General features: G+C 33.8%; 14 protein-coding genes. All 14 read right to left on the bottom strand.

All coding sequences use genetic code 11. From position 1 onward, the window contains the following. Nucleotides 1-7 precede the first annotated feature (7 nt). The 14 genes from ACNQGB_RS04395 to ACNQGB_RS04330 all read right to left on the bottom strand — a co-directional run bounded on the left by ACNQGB_RS04395 (nucleotide 8) and on the right by ACNQGB_RS04330 (nucleotide 23,723). The gene (locus ACNQGB_RS04395; protein ID WP_417943680.1) at nucleotides 8-3,742 is read right to left on the bottom strand and encodes an AAA family ATPase; all 3,735 of its coding nucleotides are present in this window, start codon (nucleotides 3,740-3,742) and stop codon (nucleotides 8-10) included. A gap of 1 nt (nucleotide 3,743) precedes the next feature. Beyond that, nucleotides 3,744-4,979 (bottom strand): exonuclease SbcCD subunit D, encoded by a 1,236-nt coding sequence (locus ACNQGB_RS04390; RefSeq protein WP_417943679.1) that lies wholly within the window; start codon nucleotides 4,977-4,979, stop codon nucleotides 3,744-3,746. Nucleotides 4,980-5,249: 270 nt separating this feature from the next. Then, nucleotides 5,250-5,540, bottom strand: a complete 291-nt coding sequence (locus ACNQGB_RS04385) for a hypothetical protein (protein WP_417943678.1) — start codon at nucleotides 5,538-5,540, stop codon at nucleotides 5,250-5,252. A gap of 383 nt (nucleotides 5,541-5,923) precedes the next feature. Further along, nucleotides 5,924-6,151, bottom strand: a complete 228-nt coding sequence (locus ACNQGB_RS04380) for a ubiquitin-activating E1 family protein (protein WP_417943677.1) — start codon at nucleotides 6,149-6,151, stop codon at nucleotides 5,924-5,926. A gap of 409 nt (nucleotides 6,152-6,560) precedes the next feature. Then, the gene (locus ACNQGB_RS04375; RefSeq protein ID WP_417943676.1) at nucleotides 6,561-7,622 is read right to left on the bottom strand and encodes a DUF932 domain-containing protein; all 1,062 of its coding nucleotides are present in this window, start codon (nucleotides 7,620-7,622) and stop codon (nucleotides 6,561-6,563) included. Between the two features lie 37 nt (nucleotides 7,623-7,659). Next, nucleotides 7,660-8,055: a single-stranded DNA-binding protein gene (locus tag ACNQGB_RS04370; RefSeq protein WP_417943675.1), complete on the bottom strand. Its 396-nt coding sequence runs from the start codon at nucleotides 8,053-8,055 to the stop codon at nucleotides 7,660-7,662. A gap of 706 nt (nucleotides 8,056-8,761) precedes the next feature. Beyond that, nucleotides 8,762-12,919, bottom strand: a complete 4,158-nt coding sequence (locus ACNQGB_RS04365; RefSeq protein WP_417943674.1) for an NACHT domain-containing protein — start codon at nucleotides 12,917-12,919, stop codon at nucleotides 8,762-8,764. An 88-nt stretch (nucleotides 12,920-13,007) separates the two neighbouring features. Then, nucleotides 13,008-14,201 (bottom strand): GIY-YIG nuclease family protein, encoded by a 1,194-nt coding sequence (locus tag ACNQGB_RS04360; RefSeq protein WP_417943673.1) that lies wholly within the window; start codon nucleotides 14,199-14,201, stop codon nucleotides 13,008-13,010. Then, on the bottom strand, nucleotides 14,194-16,134 hold the full coding sequence (locus tag ACNQGB_RS04355) for a DEAD/DEAH box helicase (RefSeq protein WP_417943672.1): 1,941 nt from the start codon (nucleotides 16,132-16,134) through the stop codon (nucleotides 14,194-14,196). Before ACNQGB_RS04355 ends, ACNQGB_RS04360 begins: the two co-directional genes overlap by 8 nt. A 68-nt stretch (nucleotides 16,135-16,202) precedes the next feature. Beyond that, complete coding sequence (locus ACNQGB_RS04350) at nucleotides 16,203-17,867, bottom strand: RNA-binding domain-containing protein (protein ID WP_417943671.1); 1,665 nt, start codon at nucleotides 17,865-17,867, stop codon at nucleotides 16,203-16,205. Between the two features lie 27 nt (nucleotides 17,868-17,894). Further along, nucleotides 17,895-18,746 (bottom strand): hypothetical protein, encoded by an 852-nt coding sequence (locus ACNQGB_RS04345; RefSeq protein ID WP_417943670.1) that lies wholly within the window; start codon nucleotides 18,744-18,746, stop codon nucleotides 17,895-17,897. Between the two features lie 126 nt (nucleotides 18,747-18,872). Next, nucleotides 18,873-19,796 (bottom strand): hypothetical protein, encoded by a 924-nt coding sequence (locus tag ACNQGB_RS04340; RefSeq protein ID WP_417943669.1) that lies wholly within the window; start codon nucleotides 19,794-19,796, stop codon nucleotides 18,873-18,875. A gap of 154 nt (nucleotides 19,797-19,950) precedes the next feature. Beyond that, nucleotides 19,951-21,024, bottom strand: a complete 1,074-nt coding sequence (locus tag ACNQGB_RS04335; RefSeq protein WP_417943668.1) for a PDDEXK nuclease domain-containing protein — start codon at nucleotides 21,022-21,024, stop codon at nucleotides 19,951-19,953. After that, nucleotides 21,021-23,723 carry a class I SAM-dependent DNA methyltransferase gene (locus ACNQGB_RS04330; protein ID WP_417943667.1) on the bottom strand — a complete coding sequence of 901 codons (2,703 nt, stop codon included), beginning with the start codon at nucleotides 23,721-23,723 and terminating at the stop codon, nucleotides 21,021-21,023. The genes ACNQGB_RS04335 and ACNQGB_RS04330 overlap by 4 nt, the downstream gene beginning before the upstream one ends. Nucleotides 23,724-24,002: the final 279 nt, after the last annotated feature.

Genomic DNA, 24,002 nt, shown 5'->3' with positions numbered 1-24,002 from the left:
TTTTTATTTACATTCCCAAAACATCCACTTTACTTTTCCCACTTTGCTGCTTACTCACTTTAATCTGTACCAGTATCCTCTCAGTCATTTCTTGCACATGGGAGATGACACCGACTTTACGGCCTTGGTTGTGGAGTCTTTCCAAAGCATCCATGGCGATATTGAGCGTGGTGGGATCTAAGGAACCAAAACCTTCATCAATAAACAAAGATTCTACTTTCATTCGGCTGGATGACAGAGAAGCTAGTCCTAGGGCTAATGCAAGCGATACCAGAAACGATTCTCCGCCTGAAAGTGAATAGACAGTTCGTACTTCATCGCCCATGTCCTGATCCACTACCTGTAATCCAAGTGTAGCGGAAATACGTTCAATCTTGTATCTGCTGGTGAGTGCCTGTAGGTGAATGTTGGCATAGCCAAGCAACACATCAAGTGTGTATTCCTGAGCAATTTGGCGGAATTTTTTACCATCTGCAGAGCCAATAATTTCATTCAGTTTGCTCCAGTTTTCTGTAATACCCGCTTGTGTTGCGATGCTTTTCAGCAAGTCACCAATTTTATACTTATTGACCTCGTCCTGTTGTAATTGGAAACCAATTTCACCTTTTTTATGTTTCTGTAGTTCTGCATCTGATTTTGCAACCGTAAATAATGCGCTGAGCTCCTCGAGTGGGCGTTCGGATAACGATTTATGCTGATGAACATCCAGCAGTTGTTTTCTTTCAACGAGGATGGAGGTTGCTTTTGTTACTTCATCATCAATTGCTTGTAATGCCATACGCTCGGCATCAATCCAATCGTTGTTTAATGTAAGAAGTTCATGCAGTTCGTTAATGCTTAAGAATTGGTTGTTTTTTTGGTTGTAATTGACAAGCCAAGCTTCTGTTTTTTGCGAAGCTTTTTTGGCTTCTGTTTCTAATGAGGTTAATGTTACAAGCAATTCCTCTTTTTGAGTGTTGGCTTTTGTATTATTAGTACTCAATTGTTGCTGTATTTCTTTAAGCTGATCCAGTTGTTTTTGGGCTTCGGTTACTGCTTGTTTAATATGCCCCTCAACTTCTTCTGCCGATTTTCCTTCAAAAATGGTTTCTCTCTGTTGCTTAAGATCAAGATAATTTTGGTGCTGCGTTGTATACGCTACTGTCTTCGTTGTAAACTCTGCTAAAAGGCTTTTGGTTTGGTTTTCCAGTTCTTTTAATGATGCTTCAAATGCTCCTTTTTGAAGGGTATATTGCGTAAACTTTTCACCGTTTTCTTTCCATATTTTAGCAAAGCTGTTAATACCTTCTACAAATGCAGATGGAGCTGATTTCCAGTTTTCCATCCAGTCTGAAGTCGTGAAATAAGGTGAAAGTGTTTTTTCTACTTCACTAAGATCCAATGTAGCTTTGTTCCTTTCATTAATTTTTCCACTATGCTGTTCTGTGTATAAGGCGATAGAATTTCTCATGTCCTTAACTTGGTTAGCAAGGCTGTCAATGGTTTCTTTTAGTTGGTCAATTTTGATTTTACTTGCTTCAAGTTGTTGTTTTTGGCCGGCATGACCTTGTATCTGCAAAAGCAAGTCTGCTTGTTTGGTTTTTAGGGTCTGTAACTTTTCCTCGATCCACTCAGCTCTTTTTTCATTGGTAATGGAAGGATTTTCTTTTGCAATATCAAATTTCTCCCATGCTTGCTTTTTGTTTTCAAGGGCAGCTTCATTTATTTTTAGAGCCTCGCTCTGACTTTGAATGGTTTCCTCTCGTGTTTTAAACACTTGTTCCAAAGCAACATGCTCACGATAACTAACGAGGTGAAGATGTTCTTTTTCGTCGTAAATTTCTTCCAACTTAGCCAATACGTTCTCTAATTGCGGATTGTGCAGTGCATAGGGATGGCTTGTGCTACCACATACCGGACATGGCTGATTATCGATTAAAGTCTCTCTAAGCGTTTCTACATTTTCGGCAGATGCCAGTCGGGCATGTTTCAGAAGTTGTGCAGCTGTATCTTTTTGAGCAAGTTCTACAACTAATTTCTGGGCAAGTTCTCCTAAAGTTTTCTCTTTTGTTTTGTAATCCGACTGATCTTTTTGTTGTTTCTGATTTAAGGTTTCAAGGTCTGTAATTGCATTGTAGAACAGCTGCCAATTAGATTGAGCTTTTATTGTATTTTCAACATAACGATCTGCTTCTACCTTATCCAGATTTAAGGTTTCAATAGGTATTAATAATAGCTCTTTGGACTGTAAATCATAGGTTTTTTTTAAACTTTCCCATTCTTTTGTGTATTGGTCCAAGTTTACCTCAATTATTATTTTATCAGTTTCACTTTTGCTAATTTTATGCTTCAATACATCCAGCTCCTCACTGGAAGACTGTAATATCCCTAAAAGCTTTTGAGCATCCTGTAATTTAGAAAGGATAACATTTCTATTGTCAACAATGGGGCTACGATCTGCATTTTCTGTCTTCCAATCTGCTATAATCTTAATTTTATCAGAAAGGTTGGTCAATTCAATTTGCTTCTCCGTCAGAACTTTTTGTTGTTGGTTGACATTTAATGAAGCACTTTCTGCTTCTTTTTGGGCATTCTCTGCTTGTTCCTTTCTTTCAGCAAGCAGAGTGTCCAGTTTTCTTGCCTGCTCCAGCAGAGGCAAAGTATCATTAAGAGCTATGTTTTTTGCTTTAAGATCAGTTTCTAATGCTAAAAGATGTATCTCAAGTTTTTCTTTTTGCTCCTGAAGCGAAGTAATTGTTCCTTGTAAGGTATTCAGTATTGTTGTTTTCTCAGTATGTTGTTGTTGGGCATGTCTTTGTGCATCTACCCAACTTCTAGTTTGTTGTGCCTGTTCGGTCACTAGTAGCTTTAGCCTGCGTTGGTGGACATTTACTTTAACTTCAGTTGATAGTTGTAATACAGTATTGGCTTCAAAATGACTAACTTGCAGCTTGGCTAGCTGTTCGTGCCAATTTATTTCCATTGTTAAATTTTCTATTTCTTTTTCGAAACCTTTGATTTGGGTTTCTAAAACACCCTGTTCTTCGAGTAAAGTTTTTAGTTCTTCTTCGTTTAGTGCAGCAATTCCTTCTTTTCTATAATTAAGCTCGCGAAGTTGCTGTTCTTCAAATTTGTACTTTTCGTATATCTTTTTCGAAATTTCGGAGTAAATATGTGTTCCTGTTAGTTTTTCGAGCAATGAGGATTTTTCGTCTTTGCTGGCTTTCATGAAAGCGGTAAAATCACCTTGTGCTAACAATACCGATCTTGTAAACTGGTCAAAATTTAAACCAACGAGTCGCACAATTTCATTTAAAGTTTCTAGCTTTTTGCCAGGAATATCTACATTGGAAGTAATATTTTTTAGCGTAATCAAATCAGCCTGCATACTGCCTTCTGCTTTATTTCTTGCACGTCTTACGCTCCAAGTTGCACGATAATGCTGTCCATCAATGCCCATAAAATCTACTTCGGCAAATCCTTCTGCGGTTCCGTCTCTTAAGATACTTCGAACGTCTCCCTGACTAAGTGTGCTTCCCTGCACGTCAAAAATATCTATCCCTGTTTCTTTTGCTTGTAGATATCTGGGAGTTTTACCATACAGTGCAAGGCATAGTGCGTCTAAAATTGTAGACTTTCCCGCTCCTGTAGCTCCGGTAATGGCAAAAATTCCTGCCGAACAAAGTGGCTCAGCAGTAAAGTCAATCTCAGTATTTCCTTCTAATGAGGCCAAGTTTTTTATGCGTATAGCTAATATCTTCATTTTATTCGGCTGTTTGGTTTACTTCTTCTGCTACTTGTTTAAAAAGTTGCAGAATATCGTTAGGGACATCAATATTGTACCTAGAGTGATATACTTTACCAAATACATCAATAGGCAGTAGTTCGCTAAGTTCATCTGGTGTAATAAATTCTGGTGCTTGCAGGGTTGATGCTGGATATTTTACATCAGTTTTAGCAAGCCTAACTCTCTTTCCTGCTACTGCCGTCTCTACTTTATGTCGCAAAGCTGGTTCAGGTCCGTCGAGTAGTATTCTTACTTCCAGAAAAGGAACTGTTTGTAGATTATTATCCATAATTGGCAGATTATCCAATAATCCAATTACTTCATGCAATGGCAGAGGAGTTTGTGGAATTCTTTGAAGTGGAACAGATAATGGAATTTCTATCGATTTTAGCTCGCTGATTTCTTCGTCTAGTTCAAAAACGATAACCTGATGCTTATAATTTAATTCAGAAAAAGACATTGGTAATGGACTTCCCGAATACCGAATGTGTTCTTTTCCACCTATTCTCTGTGCTTTATGAATATGCCCCAGTGCTACATATTTGATATCTTGATGAAATGCTGTAGCCGGAATACATTCCACACCTCCCATAATAAGTCTTTCAGTCTTATCCAAATCGCTTACTTCGGCGTGGTGGGTATGCAAATGCCCCATAGCAATGATGGCTTGCCCATCTTGTTTTTTCAAACTAGCATATTCAAATGCTTCTTTATATAATGTTGTCACTCCCTCAGTATAAGGATTTGCACAATTTAAAATTGTAGGATAGTCGCCCATGCGCAAAAAGGGAATCGCAAGACACCATATTTTTACATTTTTCGAGGCATCGTATATAGGAACAAGTAGCTTTTGGTAGTCTATATTGCCTTCTGCATCTTTTTCAACCAATCCTATAATATGTACATTAGAAGATTCCAATAAGGGTTTTGGAGCTTCTAAACGAGATGCTGAATCGTGATTGCCTGCTGTAATAACAACCTGTAGATCAGGATTTACTCTAGTGGCTTTGTTTAGAAAAGAATAAAACATTTTTATGGATGATGCCGATGGGTTGGAAATATCAAAAACATCTCCACTAATGAGCAAAACATCTATTTGTTCTGTTTGCAAAGTATCAACTAGCCAATTTAGAAACTGTTGGTGTTCATAAGTACGGTCATATTCGTGAAACAATTGGCCAATATGCCAGTCTGCTGTATGGAGAATCTTCATGTTTTACTTTGCTTTAATAGGTATACTTCTGAATTATATTATGTAAGGTAATTCAAATATCATTCATTAATAGGAATCTTTTTTATGGGAAACCACATTGTCCTTACAAATATATCGATTCACAAAAATCAATCACTACGTATTTATACCTGTATATTTATAATTAATATCACTAATATCTAGCTTGTATATGCAAATAAAACTGTTCACTAAGTTAAGCTATATTTTGGTAATTAATTTGATGGTGGAATTTTCATGAAGAGGTTATTCTTAAAAGGAATTATTTATTGCATATTGGATACACTTCTCTAATTTAACTGCGGCATCTGTTAATTTGGCAATATCAGAAGCAGTTGCATTTGGGTCATTTAAAGCAACTGAAATCTTTTTTTGGATATCATTTCTTTGCTGACTATAAATAATCGAAGGTAGCTGTTTTTTCCAAGCTCCTGCTGTTTTTTCGGTTATCCCAATTATTTGCGAAGCTTCTTTTTGAGTCTTACCCTCATTAAGTAATTTAGAGAATATTTTTCTTTGCTCTACTGTACGTTTTAAATTCATAGCTATTCTATTGAACTACAATTCCTATAATATCTAGTTTTTGAAACTAGTATATAAAAAAAAGTTTTTTGATTTTTTAAAAAGGATGCTATACTTATTGTTTTATTAAGTTTTCTTCACAATGTGCAAGATCTAAAGTAAGCACAACTAAGGATTCTAAAAAATAATAACAATAGGTAAGATTTTCTTTATCAACAAAAATACTAATAATTAACCTCTTAAAACTATATTTTTGTCTAAGAAAAGATTAACAATAATAAAACCAACCCGCGCCCGCATGCGTGAACAGCCGACTAAGGCCTGTTCTGCGCAAGTGGGCGCAACCGCTTAGAACGCCCCGCAATTCCCTGACGAAAGGAAGAGGAATTGCGGGGCGGCGGGCATTAACTCACCGCTATTGGTTCTGATCTAAAATTGGCAAGGTTGAGAAAGAAGCCTCTTCTTGTTGTCATGCCGTCACGAAAAAGTTTCCATAATAGCGATGCTCCCATATTGGTAAGCATGGAATTAATAAACAAATCTTGTTTTTCGAGTGGTTCAGCAAACAAGCAACTCGCCTCATTATTATCATACTTCGCTTCCAATAGTTCCCTAAATTCGTCTGTAACCATAGGAAGATTTGATACAGTCCTGTATAGTTTTGAATTATGCTGTTTGATTTCTCCTAAAGTGGATAGTACTACTTGTCCTGTTTTTTAGGCATTACCGATGTCTAGCCAAAACAACGATTTTGTGCGTTCAAAATTGCTTTGCTTATTACAATCCTGCAGGACAGTTGCAATATCGAAGCGTGTCGATACAGTATCGACACAACTGATATAAATATTTGAACTGCCACGATTGGGAAGGGATTTGAGATTGAGAGTACTTAACTGTTCCGTGACAGCTTTACGGTAGTCTGCCTGTTATACCGCTGCGGGTAAATTGGTAACGGTAATCTTTTTTCCGTCTTTATCTTCTACTTGTACCATGGTGCAAAGATTTAAAAGGACAGGCAGGATATGTGCCTGTCCTGATTGGTTAATTAAGAATTAAAGCGTCCGAACCTTTATTGGCAAATTCCAAACAAAGATTAAAAGCCGACTGTGTACGTATCTGACCTGTACCACCCATCAAAAGAGAGGTTAGTTTAGCTTCATCATCTTTATAATTTCTAACATTTTGAAAATACCCAGTTACGGCATTGTACGCTCCGAATACCGTTCCTTTTGTGGTATCCATCAATTGTGTCGGGTCGCTCATAGCATATTCATAGGCACTATCTACCATGTTGGTAAAACAAGTTGAGAGTTCCTCTTCCCTACCCTCCTGTATGGATTTCAATACTTCCTTATTCGGAACTAGAGCAGACTGTATCAGTTTTTTTACTTCGCTGTCCGTGATACGTACTTTTGTCCAATCATTGAAAATGGTTTCCATTTGTACGGAAAGCATATCTGAGATACCCATAACTTTATGAGCCTGTTCCAAACGCTGTTTGGCATTGGCGGTATGACGAATGCGCACCGTATTGGTTTTGTTATTCATTGCTGCATTAAGGGTATTGGCGCATACGATGCGAATTGGCGTAAATGCGGCGGTTATGCTTCCACTTCCATCATGTGAGGTAGAAAGGAAAAGATATTTTTCAATCAAATCGTCATTACCAACCCGAATGTAATTAGGCAATTTAGCGGTTATAAATATGCGTTCTCCTTTGCCCAAAGCCCCTGCGGTTTCGTATAAAATCCCGTCACCACCCACGATGCTATCGAAAAAAGAAAAGGCATCCCTGTTTTGTACAATTTGGTAGTCTTTACCGACCACACCCAACACGGCATCGTCATCAGTGCGTACGGAGCTGAAATAATTTGGTACTTCAATTTTGTTGTTAATGGTTTCACTAATCAAATTGATTTCCTTTGAACAAGACGTAAATAACTTGCGTTTTTCTACTTCATAATCCAATCCTGCGAATTTAATTGCTTCTGCACTTGTGGGATAGTCCGAAATTATTTGCCCTAGATTGTGCCAAGCTTTTTCTTTTACGCTGAAAAAACTGTGTTTCTCTGTTTGCTCGTTGTAATTTATATTATGTGCCATGATGTTAAAAATTTAAGTGATTAGTATGTTGTTTGGATTAAAAAGGCAAATCGTCTGCTGTTTCAGATTTCATCCCCTGTGCTATATAAGACATTACACCATTTTCTGTTTGCTCCGTTTTTTTTGCAAAAGCCAAAATTTTGATGTTATTGGTATGAAACGTCAAGCTACCTATTGGTTTACCTTCGTGGTTGCTATATACATTCAACCCGATACGCCCAAATAATTGTACGAGTGCTCCTTTTTTAAGCCACTCGGCTGTCTTTGCATTTAACCAATAGGAACAATTAATATAGGTTACTACTTCCTTTACCTCGGTACTTCCTTTGGGTTTGTAATTGTCATTGATGGCAATACTAAAATTGACCACCTGTTTGTCGTTGCTTACTTTGTGAACAACTGAATTTGCTGTAATTCTGCCTGTAATTTCCATAATTTTTAATTTTTAATGATTCCTATTATTTACTTTGTCTTTTACCCTTCGCTCCGCAAAAAATCTTTTCAAAACGAAAAAACGGGAAAAAAGAAAGCAAGAAATAAGTGGACTAAGAATGCGGAGCGCTATAAGTCCCGAAGGGTGGCGCAGCCATTATGCGCGTGCAGCATACGACGGACACTATCTTAGCTGCCCTTTTAGTCCGTTTCGAGTGGAAATCTGATTAAAACATCTTAATAGAATTTAATTGGAATAGAATTCTACTGCGAGCGTGAACCGGCAAAAAAAATATAAGGCAGCCTTTGGTTTTCCTTGATTTAGGGCAAAGAGCTAACGGAGCCAACCCCGATGGCTGTGCGAAGGCGCAACCGCTGAAAAAATAAAGGGCGACAGACATAATACGGCTGGAATGCAGTGGAGCGTAGCCTGCGGAGTGAAACGGAATGAAGCGGTATTGTGGATGTAGTAGCCCCGCCGAACGTAGGGTAGAAAACCTGTGAAAATGAGGAACAAAGCGGCACAATAAAAATAGCTGCTTATTTTCAAGCTGCTATTTTTATTGTGCCGCGTAGTGTCTGCGGAATAGAAGAAGGCTTTTTCTGCCGACGACTAACTGGAGCTGCCGAACGGAACAAAGAGAACGACCGAAGAGAGACCTCTAAATTTCCCGTGTTGTTTTTAAAGGAAATGTTCTGCTGAAAAACTATTGCAAAATACTTTCTACTTTACTTAAAGCTTCTTTAAAAGTTAAGGGGACTGATTTAGAGTTAATATAACTGTTTTTAGAATTATCAATCAGTAAATTAATATTAAACAACCGAGTATCTGAATTCTCTTTAATTAATTTTTCTTTTATACTAAGTAGTGTATTTTGAGTTTCAGTATAAGATTCTTCATCTTTTTTGGACAAATTAGATACATAAGCATCGAAAAACGAAGTACCATGACTAAAATCAGGCTTATCATATACCTCCTTGTAAATTTTAAAAAATAAAGTCTCTAATATTGAGTAGTCCTCGATTGCCGAATAATCAGAAAAATTGATGCTATGAAAATCAAAATTAAGCAAGTCTAAATAACATTCTAAAGCTTTCATACTTTTAAAATGAAATAAAACCCACATTGCATTTGAAACATAGTAATCTTTTCTTAAATTCTCTTCTTGATTTAGATACTCAAGGGATTTTGTAATGCAAAATTTCTCTTCTTTTCTTAGAGTTAATAATTTGATTGCAGACCAACAAATTGGATTATTTATATCAGAGCAACAGTCTTTTAACAAATCAATATCATCTGTCAAATTAAGGTAAAGTTCTAATTTGTCATCCAAATTATAACCAGGCTTTTGGTTTAAAAAGTACTCTCTTATTTTAAAGAATACTTCTTTAAGATTGTTTTTCAGCGCGTAATCAATATGTCTATCTAATACAAATCGAAAGAGTTGTTTGTTCAATATGTTTTCAACCACTTTTTTGTCAAACAAATCTTTGTCATTAATTTCATCGAAAAGGTATTTGAAAAATTCTTCTTTTTCGCTGAGATTCTCAATTTCATACAACTCTAAACAATTCAATAAAAACTCCTTTGGCAACGAAAATTCAAAATGTTTTTGAAATGAAAGAATTGTTTTCAAAGTTGTAAAGTCTTTTTTATAACTAAATGAATTATCGTCATGAATTTCAATGATGTTATCGAAATCTACTCTTTGTGCAGATTCAGTACACCAATCAATAATTTCTTTTTCTTGTTCTATTGAAATAATAAACTTGAAATTTTCTCTAGTATTCCCTTTTATGTTATCCAATACCAGTTTAAATATAAACACTTTATCCTCTAGAAATTCTGAAACTTGGTCGAAAGTCAAACTTCCAAATCTGCGCATTAATGAAAGCAGCATAACTATTGAATTTTCATTATGAAAAGGATAATTATTATTTTTACGCCATTTTAAACTTATTTCATGAATTTTTTCATTTTGTAGCTTTTCAATTGTATTTTCAACATAAATATTATTAATTTTTTTTAACAATAGTTCTTTGTTAAAAAGAATGTCAAAATTATCCTGTATTTTTTCTAAAGTTATTTTTTGTTGTGTGGCCAATTCTACCTCAATCGGTAAATTGGAATCAAAGATAAATCCACTATCTGTCATAAGTTTTTGAAATTCAAAACCAACCTTTTTGTCGTAATGCCACAAATTATTTCTGAAAAAATTAATCTGATCAGAGCAAATACGTTTTGAAATGAAACGATTTAAAACCAAACCAAGAATTTCTGTATTTGCAAAATTGGATAAAAAATCTCTTACGTCTGAAAAATTATTATTATCAATAAGGTATACAGCTGCATCCAACTGTTTATTGCTTTGAGTAATTAAACTTATCAATAACCTTTCTTGATGATAATATTTTGTTTTTGTATTTATATTTTTTAGGAAACGAACGATAAAATCATCTTCCTTGTCGGAAAAAAACAAAAATCTTTCAAGTAATCTAACGGCAAAATCATTGTGTAACTCTATCGAATGATTTTCAAAAAAATAAATTGAAATAATCCCTATGAAATGGGCTGAATTTTCAAATTTTAATATAAGCTCTTGTAGCTGCCAATCGTTTCCTCTATGTACTTCATCAGGATCATTTCTTTTTTCTATTGCAGCATCCCTCAAAAATTCAGCTTTTATATAGCAAAAAAGCCTATCTATGTCGTTTATGTCAGAAATAAGAAACAATAAAGAAGCGTTTATTTCTTTGTTAGTTTCCGCTTCAAAAACACCAAATACCTTATCTAAATACTTTTGGTCTGTTTCACAGAATTTTAGCGACTGAATACAACGAATAATTTCAGATTTTACATCGGAACCAGTATTAGCAGATCCAAGCAATTCTATAAATAATGGTTTTAGCTTTGCTTCCCTTTTAAGATTTGGCTTGAAAAACCCAATCAAATTCAATGCAGAAATAACAACTCTAAAATGAAATGTTTGTTTTTTTACAAACTCAAGCATATACTCAAAATTATCATCACAATCTCCGAACTCAGCAATTTCTTTTACGGAAAAAGTTCTGTTTGTACTAATCCACAGTTTTTTTTCAAGGCATTGTGATTTGAAATAATCTTTAAAGACTTTTGCTTTAAACAAGTCTGTTCTATCAGAATCGGCTTTGAAAAGAATTTCGATTTGATTCTCTATAAGCCAATCTATTAACTGCTGGAACTTATTCGAATCTTTATCTAATAAATTGATAAGAAATGTGATCGTATTAAAAAGTGAAGGGTGAGTTCTATCAGTGTCCTCAATGCGAATAAAATCAATTATTTCATCAAAAGTCAATTCAGAGATAACCAGAGCAGCAAAATATTCTTGAATATTTCTGTGCTCAAAAAACCACGATTCTTTAGACGATTCTTTGTCTAATAGTGGGTTTTTTAAGAACTCATCATATTTTGAAAAATCCTCTTTGACGATTGAAAAAAGATTCTCTTCAGTAAAAGAATTATTTTTCATTAATTCGTTTATCAACGAAGTTGTTCTTGAATATTTCTTTATTAAAGGGATGTTAATTACTGCCTTTTTGAGTTTGTCCTTTTTGTCAGTACTTAGTCTGTTTTTTATATACTTACTCCAAAGTTCCGCAATATTACTTGGTAAACTATTGTTCTGATTTATATAACTTGCGAATATTTGAACATGAAAAGGCGTTTTTAAATAATCTAAAAACTTAGTTGCTATTTCTTCTTTGGCTATTGGATGAACACATCTTTGTTCCAGTAATTTTAAACTTTCGTCAAGAGTTAGGTTTTTTAGATAAAAAATTTTGAATCCTAAAATATTTAAAACTACGCTTTCGTAAATATTAGTTCTACAGCTAATTACGTATTTAATTTGTTTTTCGGTGTTTTCTTTGCTTATGAAGTTCTCCAGCTTAGATTTAAAATACTCAATATCGGAAATCTCATCAATCCCATCCAGAATTAAGAGAATCTTATTTAATTCCGTCCAGTTTGAAGGCAGAAAATTGTATAAACTGTCTGTGTTTGTAAAGTTTTTCAGGTTTCTAAAAATGGGTACAAAACCTTCAACTTCTCCTTCTTTCCAAAAATCGAGAGCTAACTTTTCTAGTTCGGTCGATTTTCCTAAACCGGGATTTCCCAAAATAAAAATTTTATCCTCAGTATTTACAATTTCCGAAAGGTATAAAGAGGTTTCTCTAAAATTCCAATCAAATGAATTTTCTCTTTCGGAATCATTCAATATAAATCGCGCTATATAATCCGGTTCTTTTTCAATAGTTCCTATAAAATCGTTTTTATGCTTGTCCGAAATTATTACTTTTTGAAAGGGCTTCCTTGAAAACAATATTGTTTTAAATCGTTCGATTTCCTTTTCTTCATTAACTTCGAAATCAACTTCTTCATTGTATATTTGTTTATAAAATCCCCTGTTTAAACCAAACAGTTCTTTTACTCCATTTGATTTTTCTAGCGCATAATAATTAAACGGGAACTTAGATTCTATCGTTGGAGATGATTTTTCAGAATTATCTTCATTGCTGAAATTTGATTTTGGATTAATTGCTATAAACAGGTCGTTTTTATCAAGTTCATAATTAGACTCCAAGTTTAATCCTTTTTTTAAAATATTTCCAATTGATAAATCGGATTCATAATTTTTACATTCAATAAAAATTTTTCTTTCAGAATAATCTTTAGAAACTATAATTAATATATCAAAACCATTTTGAGAACCAGCTTTTTGCACCCTTGCTTTAGTAACTACAAAACCTATTTTCTCGAATAGCCAAACAAAAAAATCTTTTGTAATAATTTCGAATGCGCTACCTTTTTCTTGATTTGTCATGATTTAATAATATGAATTTAATTTAGCTTCGGTCTAAATATTTTTTTTGATGTTGTATGGTTGCTTTATTTGGCTAATAAAAAGCATATTATCGCATCACAATCAGACTGTTTATTTCATCATAACTATACTTTACAACCTCTCCACTAATAATTAACTCAATAGCTTGTTCAATAACATCAATCGGCGCTATAAACCATTCTCTTGGGGTGTGTCTTCTTTTTTTATCATCAAAAACATCAAGATTAAGACACGATTTCCCAAAAAAATTATGAAGTAATTGTTCCAGTTTTTGCGGATTCATATTGTAGCATTTCCAGGAAGTTATAATTTTTACCGGAGCCATTAAATAGGTTGGGTCTTTTTCTGCATTTTTGATTCTTTCTTCAACGGCATCTTTAGAATATCCAATTTTGTATAGGTTATCAATTGCTGTAATTCGTTCGTCTTTGCTTTTGGAACGCAGCACATAAATATATCCTGCAGCTTTATCTTCATCAGTAATATCAGTAAATTTTTCAATGAAACTTTCGTTTACTTTTTCGATGTTTTCTGAAATTACTTTACCATTGGCATAAAGTATCTTTTCTACAGACCGTTTCAACATATTTGATTGGGTACCATTTTCAAAAATACATTTGGTTCGTCCATCTTCACGAACTCTGGTACCGTCATCCCGGTAATGTTCTTTTTTGGTTATATTAATTTCCTCTAATAAAAACAGAACTCCATTGTGAACATAATAGGTGCCTATACGCAAATTATCCATTTTGAAATCCACTAATTTTCTCTTTCCGGTTGCTAAATCAGATTGGATTTCTTTGAATAGGGGTTCGTATTTATGGAAATCTTTCAATGCCTTTCTTTTCGCAACAAAGTCTGTTGCCATTCTTTCGTCCGTTTTTGGTGTGTGTTTGAAATCAAACAGATCGGTATCATCCCCCAACAAATCAAAAGTATCATCGCTAAAAATATCATCGAGTGAGTTCAGCTCTTTTGCTTCCAGTTTCAACAAACCATGGATATCCTGCTCCGCTAAAGATTGCATTTTTTCTATATCCGATCTAATACTTTTTAGTCGGGAATAGAGTTGAAATTCTGAAATATTAGCCGGATTGGGTTGAGGTTCTTTCTGGTGTTTTTCAACGAAATCATTTACTTCACTGAAAGAAGCCAACAGCCGTTCGTCCGCATTTCGTGCAGCTGAAACTTTTGGTTTGACATTTAGAATGTCAAAAGGATCGTTGGCGAAAATATCGTCTAGGGTTTGAAATTTATCCATTTGTATTGGCCATTCGTTTTCTTTTTTCTTCTTTCAAATAAATAATACATTCTGCCATTCTTCGTTCTAATGGATTATTTGCATTTAGACTTGGTTCTTTGTTATACATTTTTTTGAACTCCACAATTTTGGGCCATAAAATTTTAGCTTCTTCAAAGTCCATTTTTATTCTTGTGGCTTCAATGGTGTCTTGAATCACTTTCAACACTTTTGTAGTAACTGATTTCGAAAGGATTTCAAAAGCTTTTTGGAATGGATTAATCGTGTCAATCAGGTCGATATGTAAATCTTCTATGTTTACAAATTTATCCGCCATCCTGATAAATCGTTGGTCTCCGACTTCTTTTATTTCACCCGATTTTATAACTGAATCAACCACCACATATTGACGGATTTCTTCAATTTCTTCATCTGTTAATTCCGGGTATTTAATTCTGATGATTTTCGGAATTAAAACTTTGTTAATTACTTCGGGATCCATGTTTCCCGGCATCGCTTTAAGCATGGAATCGTCTTGTAAAATGGACGCTTTCAAATCATTCAAATCTGATTCTACAATATCTTTTACTCTTTTGGAACTCGGCGCTTTGAATCCTCTTATTTTTATTTCGCCTGGTTTAGCCTCTTCATCATCATTATCCAATCTTGTTTTGAACTTGAAGTTTGGCGCCAGTACCTGCTCCATCAATAAGGAGGCTGTAATAGCTTTCAGCATATTATTGGTAGCCACTTTTACATCGTCCTGAATGGCTTCCGGGCTAGCAATAAGATTGGTAAATTGCGCGTGGGTTTTATTATTACTATCGCGAGTGCAACGACCTATAATCTGGATAATCTCGGTTAACGAACCACGATATCCCACCGTTAAAGCATGCTCGCAAAAAGGCCAGTCAAAACCCTCTTTTGCCATTCCTAAGGCGATGATTAAATCCATATCATCAATAGAATTAACATTTCGCAAGTAGTTTACGATTTTGTCTCTTTCTCTTGAACTGTCTTCAACCAAATCGGCCACTTTTATTATTTTGCCGTCGCTATGACGTTTGATATGAATTACACCGGTATCAGAATCCTGCTTGATAACATCTCCAATAGCATCTAAAATAAAATTGACTTCATTGTGTTTGTCTTTCGTGGATTCGCCTGAATTTACGTTTGGAATATGGAGGATTGTTTTTTTATCGGTATCCAGAATATCGAGTATTGCCGATGTGTATTTTCCTGTGTAGAAATGATAACCAATTCCTAATGATTTCAGGAAGTTATAGCCATTTAATTGTTCGTAATAATTATACGTTACTTTAGTGAACTTTGCTTCGTTTTCTGGCGTAAGAATAGGCACCGAATCCCCTCTAAAATAAGACCCTGTCATGGCTACAATATGAGCCGTAGATTTGTTCATTATCGATTTTAATAATTCTCCCAATCTGTTATTAGCATCGGCAGAAACGTGATGAAATTCATCTATCGCCAAAAGCGTGTTGTTGAATTTTGCTTCATCTAATTCCTCGCAGGCAAAGCGTAAGGTAGCGTGTGTACAGATTAATAATTGCTCCTCACTATCCATGAATTTATGAAATGCCTTGACTTTACTGCTGCTTCCATCGTCGCCGGGCGTACAAAGATTGTAATTGTCGTTTGGTTCCCAATTGGCAAAAAAACCATCTTTTTTCAAATCCGTTTTAGAAAATGAACTACCAATAGAACGCTCGGGAACGGCTACAATTACTTTTTTGATCCCTTGATTGATTATTTTATCCAAAGCCAAAAACATCAAGGCACGGGATTTTCCCGAAGCTGGAGGTGCTTTTAGTAACAAATACTGTGCATCACGTGATTCAAAAGCACGGGTTTGCATTTCTCGCATTCCCATCGTATTGATTTTGGTACTATTTCCTGTTTTGTGGTAGTTTACATTTACTATATCTGGCATGGTTTGTTTCTTGAAGTTTGTCTAAGTTCGTCAAAGTTTGTCTAAAGTGTTTTTTATCTATACCGATTTTAGACAAACTTTTTCCAAATAGGTTTTCTGTTAGTTCCTTTATTTACAAGGGTTTTATCTTTTTTATGCATTGCGTAAATCAAATTTTTTACTTTATTTTCTTTCTGTTGTTTGTCTAAAACATCAGGAAGTATGTCTAAAATAAGTTTATCTATATCTTCTTTAGACGCATATTCATATTTATCTAAATAGTCTAAAACCATTTTTTTATAATGTTCGTCTTTAAATCCTCGATTACGAATATATTCGGCTTTTTCTCCTGTAATTTCGGCTAATTCAGCAGATATATGATAATTCGGCTTTCGTCCCTCTATCAATTTTTTCTTCTTTAATAATTTAGCTCCATCGTCTGTAATCTCCTGTTTTTTCTGAACTTTGTCTAAGAGGATTACTTCGGTTAGACTTAAATCATCTTTTTTCTCGATTAAAAGTTTAGAATAATTTTCATCTATTGTATGTCCATAAATTTCCAGAACGACAGCATCCCTTGTCGATTTTGTATAATCAGGTAAAGGGAAATATCTTTTGCGTTGGCTTTTATACATTTTATGAATACCATACCCTAAACTGTCTATCATATTAAGATTTACCATCGCTTCAGCCAACCATTTGTTACGGTATTTTTTAGGTGTTTTATCTCCGGCGGAATACTCTTCTGCTGTGCCTTCAAAAAAACTACCTTCGCTGCTGAAAATTAATTTATTAATTTGTTCGGTTAATAAAATACGAGCGTGTCTGCTGTAATCTTGGTGTGCAATACAGTTATTTAATGCCTCTAATATTACTTCGGTATCATATTTCATTACCTCTGTAGCTACTAATTGATTGTCAGGAAAAAATTTATATTTTACATTTCTTATTTTGGATAAAATGGCATTAACTTCAGAAAAGAAAGGCATATCAAAGTGTTCATAAGCTTTTTCTTCGGTGTCTAGTTTCCAAGTTATTTGAGCCACCGCTGGCGAAATGAAATGAGCCGTTTCAGGCTTTCCTAATAATATAATAGCTGTATTGGTAATTTTACCATCAATGGTAATTTTTAGTTTATCAAGAAATATTTTATCACTCCAATTATCAATTTCATTGTAGAAAGAAGCATTGGTGTTTTTTTCCTTGTATTTTTCTCTAGCAAGTTTAACTGCATTTTGGTCTAAATTATCAATCGTTGCTTTCTCAACAATTTGTGCGGACCAATCTGCTTGTGAGTTATAAATGGCTCTTAAAAAATGGGGGTATTTTTTTAAATCAGTTAAGCTACTATCAAAACGAATGTAAGGAAAGTTTTTGAAATTAGTAGGCTCACCTGTTGCAGCCGGAATTCTAAATATTTCCAGATGATTTGTACCATAATCACATACAAAATGGTCAAATTTTATAGAAGGGCTTAAAAACCTTCTTATCCATAACTCTAATTCTTCGTTTCCTTCTTTACGATTTTTAAATTTATAATTGGTGCCTTCCACATTATGCGTAGCATCATTAATACCAAAGACTAAATACGCAAAAGATTGATTGGCAATACAAGCCGCATTAGACAAACCCGAAATATATTGCCCCAATTTATCGTTTGTAGTTACATTGCCTGTTTTGAATTCTACCCATTCGTTTTCTTTGGGCAAAGCGCTTAACTCATCTATAAGTTCTATTAATTCTGGATTTGTCATTGTGTATTTTTATTTTTTTTCTGCCTTTTAAGATTTTAATTTGCTTATTCTTAATACAGTATGTAATGTTGCTAAATAATAATAAAATATCCAGCTGTACCAAATCGCTTTGTTATAATTAGTTTTTTGGGCAGCATTGTGATGTCTTATGCCAAAATTATTAGCAATACTGAAAAGGTCATTTTCATCTTTCTTATCCAAATGTTTTTTTATTTCAGGTCTTACAAATTCTAGTACATTAGCCAATTCTCTAATAGCTTCCTTTCTATCATCTAATGTAGATTTAGCTTTCCTAAACTTTAGTATTGCAGCATTCATTTTATTAGAAATATTATCGGCATCATTTGTTGGAATATCAGCTTCAAACAAATTAGTTAGCCCATTATCGGATAAAATTAAGATCTCTCCGTTTTCTGAAATTTCAAATCCATCTTTATAATCAACTAAAATATTATTCATAATTTCTCTGAAATGTTTCTGTCCTTCCAAATCGTCATAAGTTAGAGAATGGAATCTATAGCAACCTTTCCCCCAACTATCATCATCGTGATAATAACCTTCTTGACCTTTTGAACAATGATCGTATAAAAACTCTAAAACGTCAAAAAAATCATCCTCTGAATAATCTTTAAGTTTAGTTTCAATTGGAAATAAATTTTCTTTCCTAATATTTAGAAAAACATAGTCATCAAACTGTTCACTTATTTCTCCTCTTTGGAAACCTTCAGAACAATCAAAACCAAAATATTTTTGAAAATAACCTGTTTTATCAAGAATGTTATAATTACTCAAAAAAAGTTTCTTTAACATTTCAAAATCAAGCTTTCCAGAAGAATCAAGATTTCTAGTCCGAACAGAATAATAGTTTCTTTTTATCATTTTATTTCCATTATGCTTTACTTTTCTAGGCTTTTTTCTCTTCTTGATACAAAGTTCCCTTTTTTTTCGGCTGCAATCATTTGTTCATACAATTTGAAAAGGTATTCCTGTCGTTCATTGCTATTTCTAACTACTAAATTCTTCGTCAATTTCTATTATCATTGATTTTAATTCATCAAAATGAGATTTCAAAGCATCAATAAATATTTGCAATTCGATTTCATCTTCAATTCTATCTTTTATCAAATCTCGGTTTAATCTATCAAATAAATAATCAAGCATTTTTGTGTTTAGTTCAATTCCAGGTAATGCGGATAAACTAGAATATCTTTCGACAATACCTTGTTTTATAGAATTATATATTTTGAAAATCATTTCAAAATTAATCTTCACAAGAGGAAAATAATCTCTACAATCCTCATAAAGTTTTGAAAAATGATAGTCAATTTTTGTAGGTACGATGTCTATTAGTTTTTTTTCTTTAAACTTGTTCATATGGCTATCAAATTCAGATTTAAGTTTTTCCGTTGTATTATTTAAAATTACTTTAAATAATCCTCCTTGGGTTTCAATACAGGATAAAACATTAATATCCGTAAACTCATCTTCTTCACCTGTTTTTGGAAAAGAAGACATTATTTGAAATCCTTTCTTTTGAATAGTCATTCGACTAATTCCGTGAAATGACTTACCGTTTCCTCTATCAGTTGGATGACCAATTGAATTATTGCGAATCTCTCTTATATTATACAATTCAGGATAATTGATTTTGAAATCAATGCTCTGTTCAAATAAAGCTTTATTAAGATTACAAAGAGCGTCTTGTTGCAAATATAATGCCTGGAGAATCCCATAAACATATAAATACCCTTTTTCGTTGGAGCTGAATTCCGATAAGTTAGTATAGTCGTCTATTGCAATTTGAGAATCTTCGATTACATCCAACGAAGTCCACAATCTATTCCAGATGATTTTATCTTGGAACAGCAATTCTCTTTTCCAAGGATGGTTACATATTTCTCTTATTTCTTCGAATATATTTTCTATCATTTTTTTTGATTGTCCACATTTTTTCTATTCACTAACTTTTTCCACTTTCTTCTCCCTCTCAAACAATGTTCCTTTTTCTTTTTCCTCTGCTATCATTTTTCCATATAATTTGAAAAGATATTCCAGTCGTTCTTCGTCGCTCTTAAAAAATCTATTACTCTTCCAGTTTTTTCAACTCGGTTTCAATCTCTTCTATGGTAGGCAAACTGCTTTTTAAATTATCCGGTAGTATTTCGGTGAATTGAAATTCGCTTATTCCCATTGGCTTATTGATGTCTCGCAAAGCAAATTCGGCTTCGATATTGTTTTTATCCCGACACAACAAAATCCCTATTGTGGGTTTGTCTTCTTCTTGTTTTATCAAACTATCTACTGCAGAAAGATAAAAATTGAGCTTACCCGCATATTCGGGTATGAATTTGGTGTTTTTCAATTCGATTACAACATAGCATTTTAATTTTATATGATAAAAGAGCATATCGATATAATAATCATTATCGGCAATTTCTATATGAAATTGTTGCCCTACAAATGCAAATCCTTTACCTAGTTCCAACAAAAACTTAGTGATGTGGGCCACCAACTGTTTCTCAATGTCTTTTTCTTGAAATGGTTTTGACATCGTCATAAAATCAAAAACATAAGGGTCTTTGAGGGTTTGTTGTGCCAAATCAGAAAAGGGGTCGGGCAAGGTGTGCGCAAAATTGGTAATGGCACTACCTTGTCGTTTGTACAAATCCGTTTTTATTTGCAAGGCCAGCGTATCTCTACTCCAATTGTTGGCAATCGTTTCTTGGATATAAAAATGTGATTCGGTCGTGCTCTTTATTTTATCGATAAGCAGTTTTATATGACCCCACGGTAATTGAAAAATCAAATCCTCTTTTAAATCGTCCCCAAGTTGAGGGCGATTTACAATATCACTTTCCCCCCCAAGTTGGGGAGGAATTGCCAAATAATTATAAAACGACTTACAATACCTGAGATTGGTTACCGAAAAACCATTCATTTCAGGGAATTCTGCTTTTAGGTCTTTAGAAACTTGTTCTAAAAATGCCGTTCCATAAGCGGTCTGTTTCTCGGCAATCATTTTGCCCAACTCCCAATAAAATCCAATAAGCGCTGAGTTCACCGCTATCGCCACTTTTGTCTGGGTGGAACGGATTTTCTTTTTTAATACCGAAATCCAGTTTTTATACTCGGTATCAAACAAATTTACTTCGCTCATTTTTTGCTTGTTTTTGATTTAGCTTTCTTCACTTCTTGAAACAATGTTCCTTTTTCTTTTTCTTCCGCTATCATCTTTTCATACAACTTAAACAAATATTCCAATCGTTCTTCATCGCTCTCAAAAGGTTTAGAGCGATAACAACGCTCTACTGCCAAATCATTTAAACGGTGTGCCTCACGCAATCCCTCGGGCATTTTGTCCGGGTCGTACATTTGCGCCAAGGTTTTCTCAGAGTGATTTTCCCGTTCTTCCAGAATTCTAAATACACATTGCTCTAACTCTTCTTTTTGCACTTTCGAAATTGGTAATAATGGGAAAGTATTATAACATAATGTATTTGAATATTGCATATCCGTTTTTAATCTACCCGCAACGGCTCTAACCCATTGAATGTGCATCCTTGATGAAATCAATGAAAATAAATATGATTCTGCATTATATATTGCTCTCGCTGCATTTGAAATTATAGTATCTGAATTCAAAAAACCAATTGGTATATATTCTCTTCTCTCTGAACCTGTTTGAGGGATAATTAAAGCTATAGTATTTATACAATAAAAATCTCTAAACTGATGAGATTTAGATGACAACAATTGAGCACTTATATCTTTGCTATTTAATCTAAATTTTCGAGTTAATTCAATTCTATTTTTAATAGGTGGAAATTCATTTGCAAATACAATGTTTTTATCTTCAATCCATAAACAATATCTTAAATTACTTTTAAGTAATTCATCGGCTCCCATAAACTTTTTAATTAAAGATACAGATTGAGGATAATTATTCAATATTCCATCTTTCTCGTTTTCATTTAATATTAAATTTCCACCATCAACAGGCTTATTTCCAGAGACCATCTGTGGTAATGAGGAAATATGATTTGTTCTTTTTTCAACAATAATGTTATGTGCATTAGCCAAATACGCATTAATATTATTGACTACATATTTTGTGTTACCATTAAATATAAATTTTTGAGATTTGTCAATATTTCTAACGCCAACAATAATGACCGACACCGCTGCATTTGCTTTAGCGTTATTATTCCATTTAAATGATGTGTGTGCAAAACCAATTTCTAAAGTTGCATCAAAAATTGGAGGCCATAATAAAGCTACTTGTTCACCTTGACAAATAGAATTGGTCGAAACAAAAGCAAATTGTGCATTGTAGTTTTGTATATAATTTGCTCCTTTTATAAACCAAGCTGCTATATAATCTAAATTTTTATAAATTTTAAATCCTTTAAAAACAAGAGCCATATCCTCTTTTTGTTCTGCATTTTGCATACTGCTTCCCAAATACGGTGGATTCCCTAAAATATAAATTTCATCATTTGGCAGTTTCGGGCAAACCATTTCCCAATCTACTCTGGTTGCGTTTCCGTGAACAATAGATCCTGTTTGTTGTAATGGCAACGCTGGTTTTGTTCTCCCAAAAGTTTTAAAAAACTCCTGGTTCATTTGGTGTTCTGCCAGCCAAAGCGAAAGTATGGCGATTTCGTGGGCAAAATCGTCTAATTCTATACCATAAAAATTATTTAAACTTATGCCAGAATATTGGGTAGTATAGTTTTTGTTTACTGTGTCTATTTCTTTGAAAATACCCATTTCTAGTTTTCGTAATTCTTTGTATGCAATAATCAAAAAGTTACCGCTACCACAAGCAGGGTCAAATAGTTTTATATTCCAAATTCTTTTTAGTAATGCTTCAAGCTTATTTTTGTTGCCTTTCGCATTTTCAAAGATTGTATATAGATCATTCAAAAATAAAGGCTCTATTACTTTCATAATATTAGGCACACTAGTATAATGCATTCCTAAACCGCCACGATGTTCGGGCGTTATTACTGCCTGAATCATTGAGCCAAAAATATCAGGATTTATCTTGCTCCAGTTTTCGCCACCACTATCCAAAACTGCTTGTCGGCTTCGGCGTGTAAAAATGGGTGCAGTATGTTTGTTTTGGAATAAACCACCATTTACATATGGAAAGGCATCCAGATAAACTGGTAAGTTTTTTCGATTTGTTGGTGCAGTATTCATTACGGCAAACATTTTGTCTAGATACTCATTCAAATCACTTCCGTCCGTTTGGGTATGATTCTCAATGGAATGGGAAAACAATTTCTCTTCAAAAATACCTGTGTCTTCGGCAAAGTAGCAAAACAACAAGCGAGAAAGAAACACATTTAATCCGTGAATAAACTCTGGTGAATTATCGGGATTGTCTTTTTTTATCTCGTCAAAAAGCTTTGCCATTTTTTCGGCTGCTTTTACATCGGCTTCAGTTTCTTTTCTGTGTGATGCTTTTTCCATTCCTGCCCATGGCAAAAAGAAATCGAAATGTTTTGGCAATGCCGTGAAATCTATATCTAAACTATCGGTAGTTTTTGTATCAATGGCTAACAAAATCTTGAAATCGGTAACAATAACAAAACGTTGCTCTTGTTTGAGTGTGTTTTTTATTTCAGAAATAGCAAGATGCAAATCCTGATTGAAAACTGGTTTAAAAAACAATTTTTTCTTCCAAGAGATTTCTCCTTCTATTTTTGAAAGGTTTAAATTCCCTTTTTGTAAACGTGTTATAGAAGCTTTTGGTAAACCATAGGCTAAAAGCAATTCATAGATGAAGGTTTCTTGGGTATAGTCTAGTATAAGTTTTTGAAGGTTTACTTCAATTTGGGCGATATTCATAAAAACTATTTTTTCTAAGAATTACTTCTATTAGTGGGACTTTGCCATGATTATTACATCGCATATTCTTTACCAAAATCAATGGCTAATTTACATTGGTGTGGTATTAATGTAAAAACGTAAATCTATAAATTTTAATAGATATAACCTACTCCTATCTCTTACAGATTCCCTAGTATTTCCTGTTTATTAGGCTCAATATTTGTAAACCGGTTCCTATTATAAAAAAATCAAAGCTAAACTTCTGTTTTTATATAACTTTACGGTTTTCCACATTTT

The organism is Flavobacterium frigidum (genome assembly GCF_048286795.2).
This window is presented reverse-complemented; position numbering and strand designations above follow the sequence as displayed.